The sequence below is a fragment of the Lysobacterales bacterium genome (genome assembly GCA_019634735.1).
In the GTDB taxonomy this organism is placed as follows: domain Bacteria; phylum Pseudomonadota; class Gammaproteobacteria; order Xanthomonadales; family UBA2363; genus Pseudofulvimonas.
This window is the reverse complement of record JAHCAT010000019.1, coordinates 24533-43700: the sequence shown is the minus strand read 5'-3', so window position 1 is coordinate 43700 and position 19168 is coordinate 24533. Positions and strand designations below refer to the sequence as shown.

At 69.5% G+C, this 19168-nt stretch carries 15 protein-coding genes and 1 pseudogene; 11 read left to right on the top strand and 5 right to left on the bottom strand.

Translation table 11 applies throughout. The annotated features are described in order from the left end of the window. Positions 1–526: 526 nt before the first annotated feature. Positions 527–1778: pseudogene (locus KF823_15280) on the bottom strand (transposase). 327 nt (positions 1779–2105) lie between these two features. Beyond that, complete coding sequence (locus KF823_15275) at positions 2106–5429, bottom strand: N-6 DNA methylase (protein MBX3727270.1); 3324 nt, start codon at positions 5427–5429, stop codon at positions 2106–2108. Positions 5430–5577: 148 nt separating this feature from the next. On the opposite strand from KF823_15275, the gene KF823_15270 reads away from it, so the two are divergent. The 10 genes from KF823_15270 to KF823_15225 all read left to right on the top strand — a co-directional run bounded on the left by KF823_15270 (position 5578) and on the right by KF823_15225 (position 14934). Next, positions 5578–5772 carry a hypothetical protein gene (locus tag KF823_15270; GenBank protein MBX3727269.1) on the top strand — a complete coding sequence of 65 codons (195 nt, stop codon included), beginning with the start codon at positions 5578–5580 and terminating at the stop codon, positions 5770–5772. Between the two features lie 78 nt (positions 5773–5850). Then, complete coding sequence (locus KF823_15265; protein ID MBX3727268.1) at positions 5851–6231, top strand: DNA-binding protein; 381 nt, start codon at positions 5851–5853, stop codon at positions 6229–6231. A 237-nt stretch (positions 6232–6468) separates the two neighbouring features. Then, positions 6469–6702, top strand: a complete 234-nt coding sequence (locus KF823_15260; protein MBX3727267.1) for a hypothetical protein — start codon at positions 6469–6471, stop codon at positions 6700–6702. Positions 6703–6994: 292 nt separating this feature from the next. After that, on the top strand, positions 6995–8137 hold the full coding sequence (locus KF823_15255) for a LysM peptidoglycan-binding domain-containing protein (GenBank protein MBX3727266.1): 1143 nt from the start codon (positions 6995–6997) through the stop codon (positions 8135–8137). A gap of 28 nt (positions 8138–8165) precedes the next feature. After that, entirely contained in the window at positions 8166–9335 is a 1170-nt protein-coding gene (dprA, locus tag KF823_15250; GenBank protein ID MBX3727265.1) for a DNA-processing protein DprA, read from the top strand. Continuing rightward, the gene (locus KF823_15245; GenBank protein MBX3727264.1) at positions 9332–9811 is read left to right on the top strand and encodes a DUF494 domain-containing protein; all 480 of its coding nucleotides are present in this window, start codon (positions 9332–9334) and stop codon (positions 9809–9811) included. The genes dprA and KF823_15245 overlap by 4 nt, the downstream gene beginning before the upstream one ends. 808 nt (positions 9812–10619) lie before the next feature. Next, the gene (locus KF823_15240) at positions 10620–12077 is read left to right on the top strand and encodes a TIGR03013 family PEP-CTERM/XrtA system glycosyltransferase (protein ID MBX3727263.1); all 1458 of its coding nucleotides are present in this window, start codon (positions 10620–10622) and stop codon (positions 12075–12077) included. A gap of 96 nt (positions 12078–12173) precedes the next feature. Next, on the top strand, positions 12174–12998 hold the full coding sequence (locus KF823_15235) for an acyltransferase (GenBank protein ID MBX3727262.1): 825 nt from the start codon (positions 12174–12176) through the stop codon (positions 12996–12998). Positions 12999–13111: 113 nt separating this feature from the next. Beyond that, complete coding sequence (locus KF823_15230; protein MBX3727261.1) at positions 13112–13369, top strand: acyl carrier protein; 258 nt, start codon at positions 13112–13114, stop codon at positions 13367–13369. Further along, positions 13369–14934 (top strand): AMP-binding protein, encoded by a 1566-nt coding sequence (locus KF823_15225; protein ID MBX3727260.1) that lies wholly within the window; start codon positions 13369–13371, stop codon positions 14932–14934. Before KF823_15230 ends, KF823_15225 begins: the two co-directional genes overlap by 1 nt. Before the next feature lie 10 nt (positions 14935–14944). Here KF823_15225 and KF823_15220 read toward each other — a convergent pair whose 3' ends face one another. Further along, complete coding sequence (locus KF823_15220; protein ID MBX3727259.1) at positions 14945–15859, bottom strand: glycosyltransferase; 915 nt, start codon at positions 15857–15859, stop codon at positions 14945–14947. Between KF823_15220 and KF823_15215 the strand changes: the two genes are divergently transcribed. Continuing rightward, positions 15858–16877, top strand: a complete 1020-nt coding sequence (locus KF823_15215; GenBank protein ID MBX3727258.1) for a polysaccharide deacetylase family protein — start codon at positions 15858–15860, stop codon at positions 16875–16877. The two genes, KF823_15220 and KF823_15215, sit on opposite strands and share 2 nt — an antisense overlap. Positions 16878–16912: 35 nt before the next feature. Here the strand turns inward: KF823_15215 and KF823_15210 are convergent, their stop codons facing one another. Together KF823_15210 and KF823_15205 are read right to left on the bottom strand one after the other, a co-directional pair. Continuing rightward, on the bottom strand, positions 16913–18112 hold the full coding sequence (locus KF823_15210; GenBank protein MBX3727257.1) for a PQQ-dependent sugar dehydrogenase: 1200 nt from the start codon (positions 18110–18112) through the stop codon (positions 16913–16915). Between the two features lie 2 nt (positions 18113–18114). Beyond that, positions 18115–19164: a hypothetical protein gene (locus KF823_15205; protein ID MBX3727256.1), complete on the bottom strand. Its 1050-nt coding sequence runs from the start codon at positions 19162–19164 to the stop codon at positions 18115–18117. Positions 19165–19168 lie beyond the last annotated feature (4 nt).

Below are 19168 nucleotides of genomic sequence, written 5' to 3'. Positions count from 1 at the left end.
CCTATTGATCGCCGGATTGCTGGTTCGGACGCGCGTCGACCGATCCGGAGTCGAGGAGCAGCCAGGTCGCGAGATCTCGCGTCCGGACGAACTTCCCCCGACGGCCTGGCAGGCTGATGACCTGCATCGGTGCGCTGTTTCGTGCCGCGGCCTTTCTGGCCGCCTCCAGACTCGGGTACCCAAGTTTCGCCCACACATCAGAGAGGCGGACAAAGGGCCCGTACTCCCCGATGAGGTGATTGGTCAGGTCTGCCGCAGTGCAGCAGGTGATGTCATGAGGGGGCAGGCGAAGTCCGGACATAAGGCCACGATAGCCAGTCCCCGAAGCCCTGCAATCGATCGTTTTTTCTGTTCGCTTGCTGAGAGTCGAGCTTTAACCGTGCAACGGTAAAAGGACGACGCTAGGACCCGTGTCAATGTCAAAAAGCTGGCGAAAAACCTGAATGCGGGCTGAATTTGGTCTTTCGACGGCCCGCTGTGTTTGCGGGCAGCGGTCCCCGAAGCCAGTTGTGAGTACACCAGCGCCTGCACCGTGCTTTTCGAAGTGGGCGAGGATGGCGCGGATGGCAGTGGGTGCTTCGATGCTGGCAACGATCTGCACCGCACCGCCGCAGTGGACGCAGGTGGTGACGTCGATGTTGAAGACGCGCTTGAGGCCTTGCGCCCAGGTCATCGCGCGGCTCTTCTCCTCGGGGCTGGGCGGCGTGTCGTTGGACGTGACCGCAGCCGGTGTGGCGTCGGTCGCAGGCCGCTTGCCGCGCCCCGACGGCGTCAACTGCGCGCCCAGGTTTGCGTTGGGGGCAAACACGCCGTGGAACCGTGTCAGATGTGCGCGTGGTGGCGGGACCAGCGCCGCCAGCTTGGCGATGAAGTCCACCGCATCCCATTCGACATGCGTGGTGCCATTACGCAACGGGGTCTTGAGCTGGTAACGCACCCGGCCCTGCGGCGCTATCGACAGCCTTTTCTCGCTGAGCGCCGGGCGCGTGATGTACCGGCACAGCTTTTCCAGCTTATGGCTTTCGTGCGCTGCGGCGGCCACGCCGGCATGCAGCGAGAAGCCGCCGACCTGGCCGGCCCGGCCTTGTAGCGCATCCGCAACGGCCGGGATCGTTTGCGGTAGGTGATCGAACTCGTCCGCAGCGCGTCCATGCCGTCGTTGCCTGCAGCCCTGTCTGCCAGGCAGACAGATTCTTCCTCGCCTTCGAGCCAGCCTTGCGGGTCAGATGCCGGCACACGCGATGCGCGATCGTGTCGGCCAGGTGCGTCAACTGCGCGGACGTGGGTGCGCTGGCGAGATGCAGGCGTGGTTTGCGCTGAGGTCGCTCGGTGGTGTCCTCGTACACGCCGTCAAGCCACAGCATGTGGACGTGCATGTTCAGATTGACCGCGCTGCCGAAGCGCTGGATCAGCGTCACCGCGCCGCGCTGCGCGATAGCGCGCTCGACGCCCGTTTGATCAGCAAGCCAACCGGAGATCACCCGATGCACGGTCCCCAGCACCGGGCCAATGGCCTCAGCTTCGCTGGCGAACAGGAAGCGCAAGGGGTAGGGGAAACTCAACACCCATTGCCTCACTGGGCGCGGGCCGAATACCTTCCCCACCAGATGCCGCGCACTCTCAGCCATGCGCCGAGCGCCGCAGCTGGGGCAGAACCCGCGCTTCTTGCAGGAGAACGCCACCAATCGCTCTTCGCGGCACTGCGCGCACACCACCCGCAGGAAGCCGTGCTCGAGCACCCCGCAGCGCAGGTATTCCTCGAACTCCTCGCGCACGTAGGCGGGTGACGCTCCTGCGCATGAACAGCTGCACAGGGTTGCGCGCGGCCTCAACGCCGACCATCGGCGTTGCTCCCGCGCAGGGGTAGGAAGCGGCCGCTGCGCAGCGTAGGACATCGCCGACCTTCCTCGACAGCCTCATGCACTGCGCCGCCATGGCAGCCCTCGACCGCGCCCTGCGGCACCGCCACCAATCCCGCGCAGGCCATAGGCCTGCACGCCGCAGGGCATCACACCGCCAGTGGGATGAATCGCTACGGCGCCTCGCTTGCGTCCGATATCTGTCAGGAAAAATCAACAAACGCGCCCTGCTCGCACCGCTCGCCTTCAGAACATTCCTAACTGAGGGCTGGCGTTTGCCGCGTTGACCTTCGCCTCGGCGGGCTTCGCGAATGCTCCCTCGGCGCGCAGATCGGCTTCAGGAATCAGCGCGCCTTCGCAGACATTCTTGAGCAGTCGTGCTTGCTCCGGCTCCAGCTCGACAACCAGCGCGAGCACGTTGAGAAGGTCGATCAGATCGGTCGTGTATTCCGCCAGCCAATGCTCAGGCTGGATGTGCTGCAGCGGTGACGGCGGACGCTTGTCGCCCATCGGCGGCTTGCTGCGATCGCGGCGGCGATAGCTAAACCACTGCGTCAGCACATTCTTTCCATCGACTTCATACGCCCACACCGCGGGCGGCACGCGGTCGACATAGCCACCAGCGATCGAGAGACGCTGCTGCGTCGGGTCGTAGGCCATCGCCTCCGGCAGCGGCGCATCCACCGCGATCGCACCGTCCTTCGGGATGGTGGGGCGCTGCGATTCGGCCACGCGCGGCGGACCAGAAGGCCGACTGTCGCTCGCATCCGCCATGCGCTCGCCATACGTGTGGAGCCACACCACGCGTCGACCGACATTGGCGACGTCAGCGAACGTCGAGGCCTCAGCAGTGAACGGAATGCGCAAGCCCGGCGTGGACAGGTCCTCCTGGAATCGCGCTGTGTAGGCCGGGTGCGCGGCGACGCCTGCGATGTAGGCGAGCACGTCCTCGGCGGTCACCGCGAGGCCATAGCGCCTTGAGAGCGATGCCAGCAGGCCGGCGGAAACGTTGGGCTGCGTGGCTTCGGCGTCGGCCCAGAGCGGGTAGATGCGACCGCCACGGCCGCTGTAATGGTGAAGGTCGGGAATGTGGCTTGAGAACGACAAGCCCGGCCCGTTCTTTGGCGAAACGTCGGCCGGCGCCGTCAAGAACATCTGCTTTCGCGACTGCAACTGCCACAGCGTGGGATTCGGCCGATTGATCAGCCGCGCGTCGGGGATGATCCACTGGCGATCGAACGAGCGGAACGCGTAGCGAACCGGCGGCACGCAGGGCTCGGCGTCGTTCGCCACCGGGACGAGGCGCGCAGGTTGGCCGGCCAGCGCTTCCTTAACCGGCTTGTTGCTGTGGCGGTCGCCCGGCTTGCCCTTGCAAAGGTGCGGATGGAACAGTCGCTCTTTCTCGGCACCCGCTGGCGCTGCCGTCAGCACGTCCCATCGGCGAGTGAGGCTGTTCGCGTCCGGGGCAATCACCCAGGTGCGGCCGGGCATCACACCGGAGCCGCTGTAGGCGAAACAGTCGTCCAGTGCGACGTAACTCGCCCATGCGCCGGTTGATGCCGGAAGGAAGGGCGCGTACGGCGCGTCCGGGCACGCTGCCCAGCCGTCATCCTGCAGCGTGAAGCGGCCGAGTGCCACGAACTTCTCTTCGCGCCGTCCTTCCGGCAGGGCGCGGAAGTGCACGCGTGCTTGCGCTCCCACATCGCGCCGCTTCGAGCGCGACGCCAGCACGATGCACACCGGCTGCTGCACGCCTTGGAACAGGCGCGTGGCCGTTTCGGGCTGATGCCCTTCCGGGGTGCCGTCCACCACCCAGATGTCATCGCAAGTCTCGCGCAGCCACGCGCGCATCTGCTGGAAGCCCGGGCCACTGAGAAAGCCGGAAACCGTGATGAAGCAGACGATGCCGGCTTTGTCGCCGGGACCGTGGTCCCAGACCTTCCAGGTCGCCCAACGCCAGAAGAAGACGTAGAGATTGCGCAAATGCTTGGCGTGGGCGCTCGCCTTCAGTTCCTTCGGCGGCTGCCACACGTCCAACAGCGGCTCGATCTCCCGCGTGCTGTCGCCGCTCTCCACGAAGCCGCCCTTGCCTTTGGCTTTTTCCTTGTAGGGCGGATTGCCGATGATCACCGTCACCTGCGTCTCGCGCTTGATGCGGTTCGCGGCCTTCCGCGACTCGGCGATCGGCGCGAAGATTTGCGCCATCTGCCCGCCGTCGTCATGCGGGTTGCCCAGCGTATCCGTCACGAACAGGTGGGGCGCCTGCGCTGGCGCGCCACCCGTCAACGCCACCACTTCCGCGAGCAAGCGCAGCTGCGCCACGGCATACGGCCCAAGCTGGAGCTCGAAGCCCGCGATGCGCGCCAGCGCGGACTGCACGTAGCCCGCGACGGCGCCCTCGCCCCGGTCCGCCTCGACCTGCCGCGCGATGTGCCGCAGCACGCCCAACATGTAGGTGCCGGTGCCGACGGCCGGGTCCACCAGCCAGACGTTCGGCGACAGCAGGCCTTGCGGGAGCTCGTAAGTTGGCGCGCGCAGCGCCTCGTCCGTCCATCGGACCATCGCCTCCACCACCTCGGGCGGCGTGTAGTAGGAGCCGGTCTGTTTGCGGAGCGCGTTGTCGTAAACCTCGAGAAAGTCTTCGTAGAAGTACAGCCACGCGTCGCTCTTGCCCTTCGAAAGCTTCGACCAGTCGACAACCTCCAGCACTCGCGACAGGGTGGCCAGCGACGTCTTGATCGCCGATTGGCTTGATTCGTCAACCAGCAACTGGATGGCGCTGCCGATCAGCGAGCGCGAGGCCTTGAGCGCCCTGATGACTGGCGCCACGCCGCCTTTCAGGCTGACGCCCTGAGCCCGCGCCATCAGGAAGCCGAAGGTAACGGCCTGCGCGTAACCGTCGGCAAACCGCTCGTCGGTCGCCTCGGGAAACAGCATGGTCCGCCAGTCCGAAGCGAAGTTCTTGAACTCCTGAGAATTGTGGGCGAGCTGCTCTTCCACTTCGTCGCGAAGCAGGCGACAAAGGCGAGCAGAAACTTTCGCGAGCTCTTTGACGCTTCTCGGTGGCACCGGCTGCCAGCTCAGGAAATTGGCAAACAGCTCAACGAGATCCATGTTGGCGCGCAGCTGAGCGCCCGAGGTTGAGACGTCGCCCTCCAGTCGCACGATGGCGTTCACCAACTCGCCGTCTCGCCACAGACTGAACTGGTTGCCGTCCGTGTAGATCAGATTCGGTAGATGGCGCAGTCGCTCCCACTGCGACTTGTCGTGTTTATCCTTGAAACGAGGCGGATCAGCACCTTTACCCGGTGCCTTCAGCTCGACGAAGCCCAGCAGCGCGCCACTGAAGGTGACCGAGTAGTCGGGGCGGATCTTCAGATCGGCAATCGAGGTCTCGCCAACCGCGACCACCTGCTCCGGCTTGTGTCCTGCCAGCTCTGTCAGGTCGGCAAGAAGCTGCTCGAACGGCGCGCGGAGCTGATCCTCCGGCGCGCCGGTTGCCGCGGCATTGGAGAGCTTCTTCTTCGCGCTTTCGCCGAATCGGGATACAACGGCGTCCAGGCTGGGCATCGTTGTTCTTTGCAGTGAGGTCGGAGCGATGGTATGGGCCTTGCGGTCGCAGGGGAAGCACGCCCGCGCCAGGCGCAACGCGGACTCAATGATCAGATCTTCCCTAAGGGGAGGTACGGCAGCCAACGGACGGCGCTATGTTGCTTGGATGGACACCCAGACCGATTTCGAAGCACTCGCCGAGCTGGTGGTGATCTGGCGCAAGCTCGCCAGGCTCCACGCGGCCGACCCGCACGGTCCGGCGCGGCTATTGATGAGCCCGGTCGCGAGCGAGGCGTTAACCCTCGCAGGGCGATTGGGGGTGGACCCGGCGCTGGTCCTCGAGGAGGGCGGCGCCACCTAGACGGCAGGTCGCGAGTCGCTGCTGGTGGGCGCGGATTGTGCGAGAATACAGCGCAAACACAGCAGGTCAGTCACCCTCATGAACGTCGCCACCGACCAGTTCGCCACCTTCCTCTCGACCCTGAGGGAAGAATCGTCCCGCACGGCGCTCTCCCCCGGGCGCCTGGCGGAGGCGTTGGAGCTGCCCATTCAGAAGCTCGCCAGCCTGGCGCGGGTCCATCGCAACACGGTCAGCCTCTCCCCTACCTCGCCGAAGCTACAGGAAGCCATGGGGGACGTTGTTCGCGTGCTGTCGGCCGCCCATGAGCTCAGTGGCGACCTGGACACCGCGCTGTTCTGGTTTCGCAATCAGCCGATCCCCGAGTTCAACCACTTCACGCCGCTGCAGCTGGTCGAGCAAGGCAAGGTGCAGTCGCTCATCGACTACATCGACTCGATCAGCAGGGGTGCAGCAGGGTGATCCTGACCTATCTCACCGGCCCGGCGTATTTCTACAGCGCTCACGCTCCGAGTGGGCCAGCCAGGCTTTGAGCGGGGCCGCCGCACTGCCAGTTTATGCAAACACTTGACTGCCACTTTATGGTGTAGCCCACACAGGGCGGCCTCTTTCGTTGAGGCGCAATGAGAGCCCGGGCATCCGGGGGTTGGCTGGATCCGACAGGCCATCCATGGCCTGACTTTCAACAACAGCCGCTTCATGGGTGGCATCCGGGCCGCCCATCCAGGGCGGCTTTATTTCTTTCCCGGCCTCGGCTCCGGGCTGTACTGGGCGCTCGGCCCGGTCCGACAGGCCATCCCTGGCCTGACTTTCAACATCAGCCGCTTTGTGGGCGGCATCCAGGCCCGACCAGGGCGGCTTTTTTCGTTGCAGCGTACCGAACGCCCGGACGCGCGCAAGCAGGATCGACCCGACAGGCCATCCCTGGCCTGACTTTCAACAACAGCCGCTTCATGGGTGGCATTCCGGCGACCGCGCGAAGGACGCCTGGGCCCGGGGCGAGGCCCGATTGGTCGCCGCCGTCATGCCCGTTTCGGGCCATTCGACGGCCCGAGGGGAGGCATCGCCGGGGCCTGCCGCGCCGGCGCCCGCGGCGGCAACAGGCCCGGGGGAAGGCCACTTCCGGCCCCATTCCTGCGAAGCGGATCACGAATTCCCCGCAAGGTCTTGTTTGCTTGTGATTTGCGCTGGAGTACACTGCGACGACCATCAGGGGGAGACACCGATGTTCAAGCGCCTGCTTGTGCCCGTGGTCGCATTGCTGGCCCTGGTCGCGGTGCACGCGGCCGAGACCGTGCTGCGCGCCGACCATCCCGACCGCTACGTGGTCCAGCGCGGCGACACCCTCTGGGACATCGCCGGCCGGTTCCTCCGCCATCCCTGGCTGTGGCCGGAGATCTGGCAGGCCAACCCGCAGGTGGCCAACCCGCACCTGATCTACCCCGGCGACGTGCTCAATCTCAGCTACCTCGGCGGCCGTCCGCAACTCAGCCAGGACGGCCCGCGGATCCGCGAGCGCGATGCCCAGGCGATCCCGCCGTTGCCGCTCTCCGACATCGAGCCGTTCCTGCGGCGTGTGCGCGTTCTCGAGGGCGATGCCTGGAAGAACCTGCCCTACGTGGTCGCCGTGGAGGAAAACCGGCTGCGCGCCACCGAATCGCAATACATCTATGCCCGCGACCTGGCCGCCGAGCCCGGCCAGCGCTTCGCCGTGGTGCGGCCGACCCTGGTCTACCGGGAGGCCCGCGGCCGCCATCCGCGTACCCAGCAGCGGGTCGATTTCGAGCGCGGTTCGCCCTGGCACGCGGCCGACAGCATCCACGCCGGCCCGAAGCCGCCGCGCCGCGCCGAACGCATCCTCGGTTACGAGGTGGTCGAGATGGCCCATGCCCAGGTGCTGCGTACCGGCGATCCGGCCACCCTGCTGATCGACGACGGCGACTACGAGGTCAAGGCCGGCGATCTGCTGCTGGCGATCGACGAGGCGCCGTTCGACCTGTACTTCCAGCCGCATGCGCCGGCGCGCATTCCGGAAGGCGCCGAGGTTATGGCGACCACAGACGCACCATCGGTGGTGGGTCGCTACCAGGTGGTCGCGATCAACCGCGGCGCCCGCAACGGCGTCGCCAATGGCCAGGTCTACAGCCTCTTCAAGCCCGGCGAACGCATCCGCGACAGCGTCCGCAACCCCGATCCCAATCCTTTCCGAGACAGCCGCCGCGAAGACGCCTGGGTCACCCTTCCCGACGACTTTGCCGGTCATCTGATGGTGTTCCGGGTGTTCGACCGCATCAGCTACGGCCTGGTGATGGAGAGCCAGCGTCCGGTGCAGGTGCGCGATCGCCTGCAGGCGCCGTACGGCCTCTGAGCTGATCAACCGGGGTCGGGAGCGCACGCTGGCGACCGCCTCCGAAAACCGGGCCTGGCTGCACCTGTTGAGGGCGCCCGGGCTCGGTGCCGAGCGCCTGCGCGGGCTGGTCGAGCGGCACGGCAGCGCCAGCGCGGCGCTCGCGGCTGCGCAGGCCGGGCGAGCAGGCCAGGAGATCCCGGTCGCCGCACTGTCGGCGCTGCGCGGTGCGGACGACCCCCGGATCGAAGCCGACCTGGACTGGCTGACAGGTCCTGGCAACCACCTGCTGACCTGGCTGGACGAGGACTATCCGGCGCTGCTGCGCGAGGCATCCAGGCCGCCGGCGGCGTTGTTCGTGCGCGGCGACCCGGGGCTGCTCTGGCATCCGCAACTGGCCATGGTGGGCAGCCGCAATCCGACCGCCGGCGGCGCCGACACGGCGCGAGCCTTTGCGGCGACGCTGGCAGGGACGGGCCTGTTGATCACCAGCGGGCTTGCCAGCGGCATCGACGCCGCTGCGCATCGCGGCGCCATGCAGGGTGGGGGCAGGACCATCGCCGTGGTCGGCACCGGAGTCGACGTGGCCTATCCGGCCAGCCATGCCGGCCTGATGGCGGAAATCGCCGCGTCGGGCGCCGTGGTCTCCGAGTTCCCCCTGGGCACCGCGGCGCGGCCGCCGCACTTTCCGCTGCGCAACCGCATCATCGCCGGCCTGTCGCTGGGCACCTTCGTGGTCGAGGCGGCACTGCGCTCGGGTTCGCTGATCACCGCGCGCATGGCCGGCGAGGCGGGTCGCGAGGTGTTCGCGCTGCCGGGCTCCATCCACAACCCGATGGCACGCGGCTGCCATCGGCTGATCCGCGACGGCGCGCGCCTGGTCGAGACTGCTGGCGAGATCCTCGAAGAACTTCGCCCGCTCGCGCAGGCCCTGGCAGCGCGGCTGCGCGCGGGCCTGGCGGCGGGTTTCGGGGACGAGGCTGGCTCGCCGGTCTCCACAGGCGGCCCGCTTAACGCGCCCGACCGGCTCGCCGACCCCGACTACAAACGCCTGTGGCAGGCCCTCGGCCACGACCCGCAGCCGGTCGATGTGCTGGCCACCCGCAGCGGATTGACGACCCCGCAGATATCGTCCATGCTGCTGCTCATGGAGCTGGATGGGCTCATCACCGTCGGCGCCAATGGCAGGTACTGCCGCGCCGACAGGACGGTGGAATGAAAGAGAACATACTCGACGTACTGCTCTATCTCTTCGAAAACTTCGTCTACGACGACCCGGACAGCCTCAACGACCGGGACTCCCTCCAGGCGAACCTGCTCGAGGCAGGATTCTCGCCCTCCGAAATAAACAAGGCTTTCGACTGGCTCGACGTGCTGGCCCGCGAGCGCCCGGCGCTCCTGCGCGTTCCGGGAGACGCCGGTGCGCCGGTGCGCGTGCACGCGCCCGAGGAAGTGGCGAAGCTCGATGTCGAAGCGCGGGGCTTCCTGATGTTCCTCGAGCACAGCGGCGTGCTCGATGGCGAGCGCCGCGAGCTGGTCCTGGACCGCATCATGGCGCTGGGCGCCGACGAGGTCGATCTCGACGACCTCAAGTGGATCATCCTGATGGTCCTGTTCAGCCAGCCGGGCCAGGAGGTCGCCTGCGCATTCCTGGAGAGCGACCTGCTCGGCGGCGAGGGCGAGCTGCTCAACTGACCTGATCGGCGTCGCATCCCGGCCACGCTTCAGAGCCGCGCCCGCCCGACCCCCTTGCCGCGCGCGTTCCACCGGTGCCTCGGCACCCGCGGCACTCTCCCCCCAACCGTGCGGGGGGCTGATCAGCGTCGTGTCTCAGCCCGCTGCCAGGCGGCGTGTTGGCCAGTGCGACGGCACCGCACTTCTCCCCTCCCCCGCCTGCGGGGCAGGGGCGGGGGAGAGGGCCGCCCCGGCCAGCGCGCGTCGCTGGGCCGGCAATAATGCAGATCATGGCAAGTGCCGGCCCTCTTGCCCGGCCCGTTTCCCAAAGGGAGAGGGAGAGGGGAGCACAGCGCGCTTCGCGCACCGAACACCGAGTCCTGGCCCTCGGTCCCCGACCCTGCGTCGAGGCGCGACGCCGATCAGGTTCGACCTGGAGGGGCCGCTCATGCGGCGCTGCCCGGCCGGCCAGGGCACCCCCACAACGGCACAATGCCGTTCTGGAACAGGCGGCCAACGGGCCCCCAGTCCGGCCCGGGCGCGTGCAATTTTTCTTCCAGGTTCGGCGAACGCACCAGAAATTCAATGGGATCAGGTATCTGCAGGCTGCCGCGGCTGACTGGCCACCCTCGCCGGCCCTGCCCTGTCGCGTTCCGGCAGCCTGCTAGTATTCGTCCTGTGCGCCAGTTCACGGTCGGGGGACGGGAACTGGGTGAGCTGCCATTGATCGGGCCGGCATGCGCCAGGCCGACCACAACTTCCGCCCGGGGATCGGGCGGCGACCGGGAGCACCCGCAATGCCCGCACAGCGCATCCCCCCGGTCCGGCGATGACAGGCACCGAGCCCGTCAAGCTGGACGGTGCGCCGCAGTACCGCCTGCTGCCCCGCTTTCTGCGCCACACCGCGTCGCGCTGGCGCTCGGTGGTGCTGGCGGTGGAGTTCTCCTTGCTGGTGCTGGCCGTGGTGCTGGCGGTCTACCTGCGCTTCTTCACCTACGACGCGCCCCTGCAGGCCTACACCTCGCTCTGGCTCCAGTTGGCACGGGCCGCCGCCTTCGCACTGTTCATCATGTTCGGCCTGACGGCGATGGGCCTGTACCAGGCGCACCTGCGCGAAACCTGGTTCGGCGCCGTCGCGCGCCAGGCGCTGGCCTTCCTGCTGGGCGCCACCGGGCTGCTGGTCCTGTACTACGTCCTGCCGGAACTGGCCCTGGGCCGCGGCGTGCTGGGCCTGGCCCTGCTGATCGGCTTCGCCCTGCTCGGGCTGTTCCGGGTGGCCTCGGCGCGATTGTTCGACCTCGAACCGCTCAAGCGCCGGGTGCTGGTGCTGGGCGCAGGTGAAAGGGCCGCGCTGATCGAACAGCGGCTGCGCCGTCGTGCCGACCGACGCGGCTTCCATGTCGTCGGCTACGTGCCGCAGGCCCATGACAAGACCTGCGTGCCGGCCGAGAAGCTGCGGCACCCGGACCTGCCGCTGGCCGCCTGGGCGCAGCGCGAGCGCATCGACGAGATCGTGGTCGGGCCGGACGAGCGCCGCGGTGCCCTGCCGATGGACGAACTGCTGGGCTGCCGCCAGGCCGGCATCAACCTGATCGACCTGGTCGGCTTCTTCGAGCGCGAGTCCGGAAAGATCAAGCTGGGCCTGACCGATCCGTCCTGGCTGGTGTTCTCCGGCGGCTTCGACAGCTCCCTGCTGCGCCGCATAAGCAAGCGCGCCTTCGACCTGGTCGCGGCCGGCTTGTTGCTGGTGCTGACCGCACCGGCCCTGCTGGTGGTGGCGCTGGCGATCCGCCTGGAAAGCGGCCGCGGACAGCCGATCCTTTACAGGCAGCAGCGGGTCGGCCTGAACAACCGGGAATTCACCCTGGTCAAGTTCCGCAGCATGCGCACCGATGCGGAACTCGACGGCGTCGCGAAGTGGGCCAGCAAGGACGACGACCGGGTGACCCGTACCGGCCGCTTCATCCGTCGGGCCCGCCTGGACGAGCTGCCGCAGCTCTGGAACATCCTGCGCGGCGACATGAGCGTGGTCGGGCCGCGGCCCGAGCGGCCGCAGTTCGTCGAGCACCTGGCCGGCAAGCTGCGCTACTACAACCTGCGCCATTGCGTGCGGCCGGGCCTGGCAGGCTGGGCGCAGCTGCGCTATCCCTACGGGGCCTCCGACGACGACGCGCTGGAGAAGCTCAAGTACGACCTGTTCTACGTGAAGAACAACAACCTGCTGTTCGACGTCCTGATCCTGATCCAGACGGTCGAGGTGGTGCTGTTCGGGAGGGGCGTGCGGTGATCGCCCTCGGTGCCGGAGACGACAAGCGCCTTTGGCGCCATTGCCGTATAGTCCCGGCAGGGGGATTGTCCAGGAACCTCGCTGGGATGATCCGGAATGCGTAAGGCCGCGTCCATCCGGCATTGGGCCGCCAACTCCAGCCACCCGGTCGCGAGCGCACTGCGCTGGCTGCGCGACCGCTGGCGCTATTTCACGCTGCCGGCACCGAAGATCCTGGTGCTGCCGATGCTGTGGCTGTTCCTCGCCCTGCGCGGCGTGGTGTTCTTCCTGCGCCGCGTGCTGCTGGCCGAGCCGCTGTTCAAGGCCTACTGCACCCGGCACGGGCGCGGCGTGACCACCGGCATCTACATCCCCTGGATCCGGGGTCGCGGCGAATTGATCGTCGGCGACTACGTCTACATCAGCGGCAAGCTCAGCATCATCTTCGGCGCCCGATTCAGCAGCCGTCCGCGCCTGGTGATCGGCGACCACACCGACATCTCCCACGAGACCAGCTTCGTGGTCGGTCGCGAGATCGTCATCGGTCGCCACGTGCAGATCGCCGGCGGCGTCGCCTTCAAGGACTCCGGCGGTCATCCGGCCGACCCCCACCTGCGCCAGAGCGGCGCGCCCCCCGACGGCGGCGACGTCAAACCGATCGTCGTGCACGACAACGCCTGGATCGGCTCGGGTGCGCTGATCATGCCCGGCAGCGAGATCGGCGAGGGCAGCATCGTCGCCGCACGCGCCGTGGTTTCCGGAACGGTCCCGCCCTACACGGTGGTGGCCGGCAACCCCGCTCGCCGGGTCGGTACCCTGACGCCGCCGGAAGGCCGCGAACACCTGGTGCCGCCGGCGCAGGCGCCCAGAGCGTCGCCGGCCCGCGACCCTGCCCGCCCGGCCCGGACCCCGGGCACGCCGCTGGCCCAGGGCGGCGGCTGAGACATTCCCGGCCGTTTTCGCGCCTGTGCCAGTGTGCCTCGTTCTGGCACACTTTCGCCCACCGGCGCCTGTCGCCTCCTGATTCCGGACTGCTGCTGACAATGGATGTCCCGATGCCGGCCACCGAATTCCGCGTGCGCACCTTCCTGGCCGAAACCTTCGCTGCGCCCGAGGATCTCGATGCGCAGCAGAGCTTGCTCGAGGGCGGCCTGATCGATTCGTTCGGCGTCCTCACCCTGGTCACCTGGATCGAGGAGACCTGGGAGGTGGTGGTCGACGACGACGAGGTGATCCCGGAGAACCTGGACGGCATCGCCCGCCTGGTCGACTTCATCGAGCACAAGGCGGCCGACGCCGGCCACCGGCACTGATGCGCTTCGAGCAATACCTGGCGCGGTCCGCCGACGCCCGCCCGCAGCATGCGGCCTTGGTCTGCGCCGGCCGGCGCATCGACTACGCGACCCTGCACGCCGACGCCGAACGGCTCGCCGCCGCCCTGGTCCACGACGCCGGGCTGGCGCCCGGCGAGCGCTGCATCGCCTTCCTGGACAACCGACCGGAGACCGCGGTCGCGGTGTTCGGCATCCTGCGTGCCGGTGGCGTGTTCAGCGTCATCAATCCCTCGACCAAGGCCGACAAGCTGGCCTACGTGCTGGCCAACTGCGAGGCCTCGGTGCTGGTCACCCAGGCCAGCCTGCTGCCGGTGGCGCGCGCCGCGGCGGCGCAGGTGCCCTCGGTGCGGCGGATCGTCGTGGTCGAGGCCGATCCCGCGCAGTGCCAGGGCATCGAGGTCCCGTGGCAGGCCTTCCTGGACGCGCCGGTGCCGGCCCTGGGTGCGCTGCCGCGCGGCATCGACATCGACCTGGCGATGCTGGTCTACACCTCCGGGTCCACCGGACGCCCCAAGGGCGTCATGATGACCCACCGCAACATGGTGCACGCGGCCGCCTCGATCACGCAGTACCTTGAGGCCAGCCCGGACGACGTGGTGCTGAGCGTGCTGCCGCTGTCCTTCGACTACGGCCTGTACCAGCTGCTGATGGCGGTGCGGATGGGCGCCACCCTGGTGCTGGAGAAGTCCTTCGCGTTCCCGCAGAAGATCCTGCCGATGCTGGCCAGCGAAGGCGTGACGGCCTTCCCGCTGGTGCCGACCATGGCGGCACTGATCGTCCAGCTGCGCAACTTCGACCCGGCCTGGGCGCGCAGCGTGCGCTACCTGACCAACACCGCCGCGGCGCTGCCGCCGGCGCACATCGAGCGGCTGCAGACGCTGTTCCCCGGGGCCCGCGTGTACTCGATGTACGGCATGACCGAATCCAAGCGCTGCACCTGGCTGCCGCCGGCGGAGCTGGCGCGGCGCCCGGACAGCGTCGGCATCGCCATCCCCAACACCGAGGTCTGGGTCGCCGACGACGAAGGCCGGCCGCTGCCGCCGGGCAGCACCGGCGAGCTGGTCGTGCGCGGCGGCCATGTCATGCAGGGCTACTGGGGCGATCCCGAAGCGACCGCCCGCGCGCTGCGCCCGGGCCGGCATCCCTGGGAGCGGGTGCTGCATACCGGCGACCTGTTCCGCATGGACCAGGAGGGCTTTTTGTACTTCGTCGGCCGCAAGGACGACATCATCAAGTCGCGCGGGGAGAAGGTCAGTCCCAAGGAAGTCGAGAACGTGCTGTACGCCCTGCCCGGGGTCCGCGAGGCGGCCGTGGTCGGCGTCCCGGACGAGGTGCTGGGCCGCGCCCTGAAGGCGATCATCGCGGTCGAGGACGGCCATGCGCTGGCCGCGCGGGACGTGGTCGCGCACTGCGCGAAACACCTGGAGGACTACATGGTGCCGCGCCTGGTCGAGTTCCGCCCGGAACTGCCGAAGTCGGCGAACGGCAAGATCCGCCGCGCCGACCTGCAGGCCGAGGCCGAGGGCCGCGACAGCGCCGGTTGACCGACGCGGCTCAGCCGCGCCCGGGCAGCAGGGCGCGCAAGGAACGACGCGCGGCCATCGGCAGCAGGCGCAGCAACCGGCTGCGCAGGGCAGGATCCAGCGACCAGGCCCGGCGCGCCGCGTGCCAGCCATCGGCGAACCGGCGCTGCCAGACATGGCCCTCGGCGGCATGGGCCAGCGCCCGCGCCAGCGCCCGGTGCCGGACCTCGTCCTCGACCTTGCCGGCGGCGGCATCGACCGCGCGCTCGATCACCCGCAGGTAGTCGTCGTAGGTCTGCTGCAGCGAGGACAGGCCGTCGTGGCCGCGCACGGCGCGCGCCAGGGTCGCCTCGACCACGCCGATCGGCCAGCGCGCCGCCACCCGCAGGTGCCAGTCCAGGTCCTCGCCGGTGCGCAGGGACTCGTCGAAGCCGCCGACCGTCTCCCAGACCGCGCGCCGGAACAGCACCGACAGCGGTGCCAGCGCCGGGTTGCCGAGCAGCCAGCGCAGCGCCGCGCCGTCCTGCGGCACCTGGCTGCGGCGCTCGAACACGTCGATCTCGCGGCCGTCCGGCCAGACCCGCTGCACGTCGCACAGCACCATGCCGAAGTCCGGATGGCGCTCCAGCCAGTCGACCTGGCGTTGCGTCTTTTCCGGCAGCCAGACGTCGTCGCTGTCGAGCAGGCCGATGTAGCGTCCGGTGGCGGCCGCCAGGCCGCGGTTGCGCGCCGCCGACACGCCGGCGTTGGCCTGCACCAGGCAGGTGACGCGGTCGCCGTAGCGGTCCGCCAGGTGGCCGGCGGTACCGTCGGTCGAGCCATCGTCGACGACGATGACCTGTTCCACCGGCCGGGTCTGCGCCAGCACCGAGTCGATCGCCCGGCAGACCAGCCCGCGGCGGTTCCAGGTCGGTATGATCACCGAGACCTCCGGTTGGCCCGCCATGTCCGCCGCCCTCCTGAAAAGATTGCTCTATCGTACCGGCGCGCTGGGCCTGCTCCACCGCCTGCGCAACCGGCACACCCTGACCGTGGTGATGTTCCACCGGGTGCTGGCGCCGGACGATCCGCGCTGGGCCTCGAGCGACCCCGACTACACGCTGCGCGACGACCTGTTCCGCGACTGCCTGGCGTTCTTCCGCCGGCACTACAACGTCGTATCGCTCGACCAGGTGCTGGCCGCCGTCGACGGTGGCGCGCCGCTGCCGTCGCGCGCCCTGCTGCTCAGCTTCGACGACGGCTGGGCGGACAACCACGAGCACGCCCTGCCGGCGCTGCGCGCGGCGGGCATGCCGGCCGTGCTGTTCACCGTCGCCGATGCCGTCGGCACCCGCCAGCCGTTCTTCCAGGAACGCCTGGTCGCGGCGCTGCGCCGCGGCGCGCTGTCCATCGCCGAGCTCGCGGACGCATTGGCCGCCGAGGGCCAGGCGGTCGCGGCGTGGCCGGAGGGGCTGGCCGGGCTGCGCCAGGCGATCGCCGTCCTGGAGACGATGGAGGCCCCGGCGCGGGAGCGCGTACTGGCGCGGCTGGCCGAGCGCCTCGACGATGGCCTGCGGCACATGATCGATGCCGACGAGCTGGCAGCCATGGCCGGGGCGGGCGTGGCGATCGGCCTGCACGGCAAGAGCCACGTGCCGATGACCCGTGCCGACGACCTCGACGCCGAGCTCGCCGGGGCGCGCAGCGCATTGGCCCGCCATCTGCCTGGCCAGGCCCTCGACACCCTGAGCTATCCGCATGGCCGCTACGACGCGGCGATCGCCGCGCGCACCCGGGCCGCCGGCTACCGGCTGGCCGGCACCAGCGTGCCGGCGATCAACCCGGCCCATCCACGGCCCTCCTGGCTGCTGGCGCGGCTGGGCTTCGAACAGGCCGGCATCACCGACGGCGCCGGCCGCTTCCTGCCCGAACGCCTGGCCCTGTACCTGTTCCGCGCACCGCACGCGGTGCCGGCCGGCGCCTGAGGCGGGGTTACCGCTGCGCAGAGGGTCGGGCGGGCTCAGTCGCCCTGCAGCCGGTGCACGGTGCCGTGGGCGTGATCGAGCACGTACAGGTGGCCCTGCACGTCCTCGCCGAACGAGGAGATGCTGCCGTAGCCGCGCGGCATCGAGACCGGCAACACGCGCACCTTCCAGCCCTCGCCCTCGGCGCGCGCCGCCAGCACTTCGCCGGAGCAGGCGTCGCCGAACACGTAGGCGCCGGCCAGGGCGGCGACCGGGCCGCGATAGCGGCGGCCGCCGATGATGGCGCAGCGGCCGTTGTCGCCGCCGGCATAGGCATACACCGGTGCCAGGCTACCGGTGCGCTGCGGGCAGTCCGTTGCGCCGGTCGAGGGCCAGTCATGGTGGGCCTGGCAACGCGGGAAGCCGAGGTCGCGGGTGGGTTGGTCCGGATGCCAGCGCGACAGCTCTTCGCGGTCGACGCCGACGTCGCCGATCCAGATCGCGCCGTCGAACGGGTCCAGCGCGAACCGCCAGGGATTGCGCAGGCCATGCAGCCAGATCTCGCCGCACTGGCCGCCGCGCCCGGCCCAGGGATTGTCGTCCGGAATGCCGTAGCCGACCCGGCCGCCGGCGCTGCCGCAGGTGCCGGCGCCGCGCGCCGGCCGCGCCTGCGGCCGCACGTCCAGACGCAGGATCTTGCCGCGCAGGTCGTCGGTGGTGCCGGCCCAGGGATGGTCCTCGGGCTTGCCGGTGCCGGCGCCGACGGCCACGTAGAGCATGCCGTCCGGACCCAGGTGCAGGTCGCCGCCGTTGTGGTTGGCGACCAGGCCGGTCACCCGCAGGATCTGGCGGTCGCTGCCCTGGAACGTCGCCGCCGCCGGATCGGCCGCGGTCAGCCGGCGCACCACCAGGCCCCACTGCTCGGCCGGCGTCGCACTGTAGGCGATATAGACGGTGCCGTTGTCGCGGAAGGCGGGGTCAAAGGCGATCCCCAGCAGGCCCTGCTCGGTATCGTGGGTGTTGACCTCGCGCTGGTACCAGGGCGTCGCCGCCAGGGTGCCGTCGGCTTCGATGATTCGGATCCGCCCGGGACGCTCCAGCACGAACAGCCGGCCGCTGCCGTCCTCGGGCTGGGCCAGCGCGGTGGGTCCCTCCAGCCCGGTAGCCACCGGCTGCAGGCGCAGCTGCGCCGCCGCCGTCGTCGGCGCCGCCAGCGCCATCGCCAGCGCCAGGCGGCGCCCGATTCCGTTGTCCATGCTCATTCGTCCTCGTCCGCCGACGTCAGCCACAACCCGTCCAGATCCCGGGCATCGCCACTCGCGGCGATGCCGATCACCGGCCGCTTGCCGCGTGCCCGGAAACCGCAGGCCTGCCACCCCGCCAGCGCCGCAGCCGGACCCAGGAACTCCATCGAGACGCTGGCGTGACCGGCGGCGCGCGCCGCCCGCAGCAGGGCCGTCACCTCGGCGGCCGAGGGACCTGCCGCGCCGCGCCGGCTCCAGAAGTCGCGCACGTGCAGCGCCGCATCGTCGGCCTGGCAGGCGAACCAGGCCTGCAGCGCGCCACTGCGGTCGTTCACCAGCAGGTAGCGCGTGCGCGCCAGCGGGCAGCGGTCGAAGCGCCAGGCCAGGAAGGCGCGGTCGCGCACGGCCACCGGCCCGCGGCCGGGCTCGGAATCCTGCCAGAGCGCGTCCATTTCCGGGACCACGCCGTCGCTCCACCGGCTGCGCAAACGCGTGCGCGCGAGACGCAGCCTCAGGTAGTCGGCGGCGTCCGCCAGCCAGGCTGCCGGCCCGGCCAGCATGGAGGGCAGGCGTCCGGCCAGGTAGCGGCCCACCCGCAGCGGCCGTGCGTGACGTACCAGCTCGCCGAGCGGCGCATAGCCGACGTGCCGGCACAGCGCGACCGCCTTGGGATTGGGAAAGCCGTAGAGCAGGGCGAAGCGCTCGCGGCCGTGCGCCATCATCGCCTGCTGGAGCTGCAGGGCCGGGCCCAGAGAGCGGTGCCCGGCGTCGACCGCCAGGTCGACCAGCACACCGGCGACGATCTCGCGCCCCTGCCAGCGCATCCGCCGCGGCCCGGCGCTGGCGATGCCCACCCAGGCGTCGCTGGCGAGGTGGTGCAGCTTGAGCAGCAGGGGTGCGCCTGCGTCCCCGTCCTGATAGAACCAGGCGTACTTGGCGGCCATGCGCGCGTCCTGGCCGAGGTTGCCGCGCCACACCGACAGCGCGACCTCGCGATCGGCATCGACCGAACCGGCGACCACGCCGTACGCCGACTGCGCGCCCGCTGGTGGTACGGCCGCCACGGCG

What these genes read in the sequence shown, in the direction of transcription:
- KF823_15275 (MBX3727270.1), bottom strand. Translation starts at nt 5,429, where the DNA reads ATGCCCAGCCTGGACGCCGTTGTATCCCGATTCGGCGAAAGCGCGAAG.
- KF823_15270 (MBX3727269.1), top strand. Translation starts at nt 5,578, where the DNA reads ATGGACACCCAGACCGATTTCGAAGCACTCGCCGAGCTGGTGGTGATC.
- KF823_15265 (MBX3727268.1), top strand. Translation starts at nt 5,851, where the DNA reads ATGAACGTCGCCACCGACCAGTTCGCCACCTTCCTCTCGACCCTGAGG.
- KF823_15260 (MBX3727267.1), top strand. Translation starts at nt 6,469, where the DNA reads ATGGGTGGCATCCGGGCCGCCCATCCAGGGCGGCTTTATTTCTTTCCC.
- KF823_15255 (MBX3727266.1), top strand. Translation starts at nt 6,995, where the DNA reads ATGTTCAAGCGCCTGCTTGTGCCCGTGGTCGCATTGCTGGCCCTGGTC.
- KF823_15245 (MBX3727264.1), top strand. Translation starts at nt 9,332, where the DNA reads ATGAAAGAGAACATACTCGACGTACTGCTCTATCTCTTCGAAAACTTC.
- KF823_15240 (MBX3727263.1), top strand. Translation starts at nt 10,620, where the DNA reads ATGACAGGCACCGAGCCCGTCAAGCTGGACGGTGCGCCGCAGTACCGC.
- KF823_15235 (MBX3727262.1), top strand. Translation starts at nt 12,174, where the DNA reads ATGCGTAAGGCCGCGTCCATCCGGCATTGGGCCGCCAACTCCAGCCAC.
- KF823_15230 (MBX3727261.1), top strand. Translation starts at nt 13,112, where the DNA reads ATGCCGGCCACCGAATTCCGCGTGCGCACCTTCCTGGCCGAAACCTTC.
- KF823_15225 (MBX3727260.1), top strand. Translation starts at nt 13,369, where the DNA reads ATGCGCTTCGAGCAATACCTGGCGCGGTCCGCCGACGCCCGCCCGCAG.
- KF823_15215 (MBX3727258.1), top strand. Translation starts at nt 15,858, where the DNA reads ATGTCCGCCGCCCTCCTGAAAAGATTGCTCTATCGTACCGGCGCGCTG.
- KF823_15220 (MBX3727259.1), bottom strand. Translation starts at nt 15,859, where the DNA reads ATGGCGGGCCAACCGGAGGTCTCGGTGATCATACCGACCTGGAACCGC.
- KF823_15210 (MBX3727257.1), bottom strand. Translation starts at nt 18,112, where the DNA reads ATGGACAACGGAATCGGGCGCCGCCTGGCGCTGGCGATGGCGCTGGCG.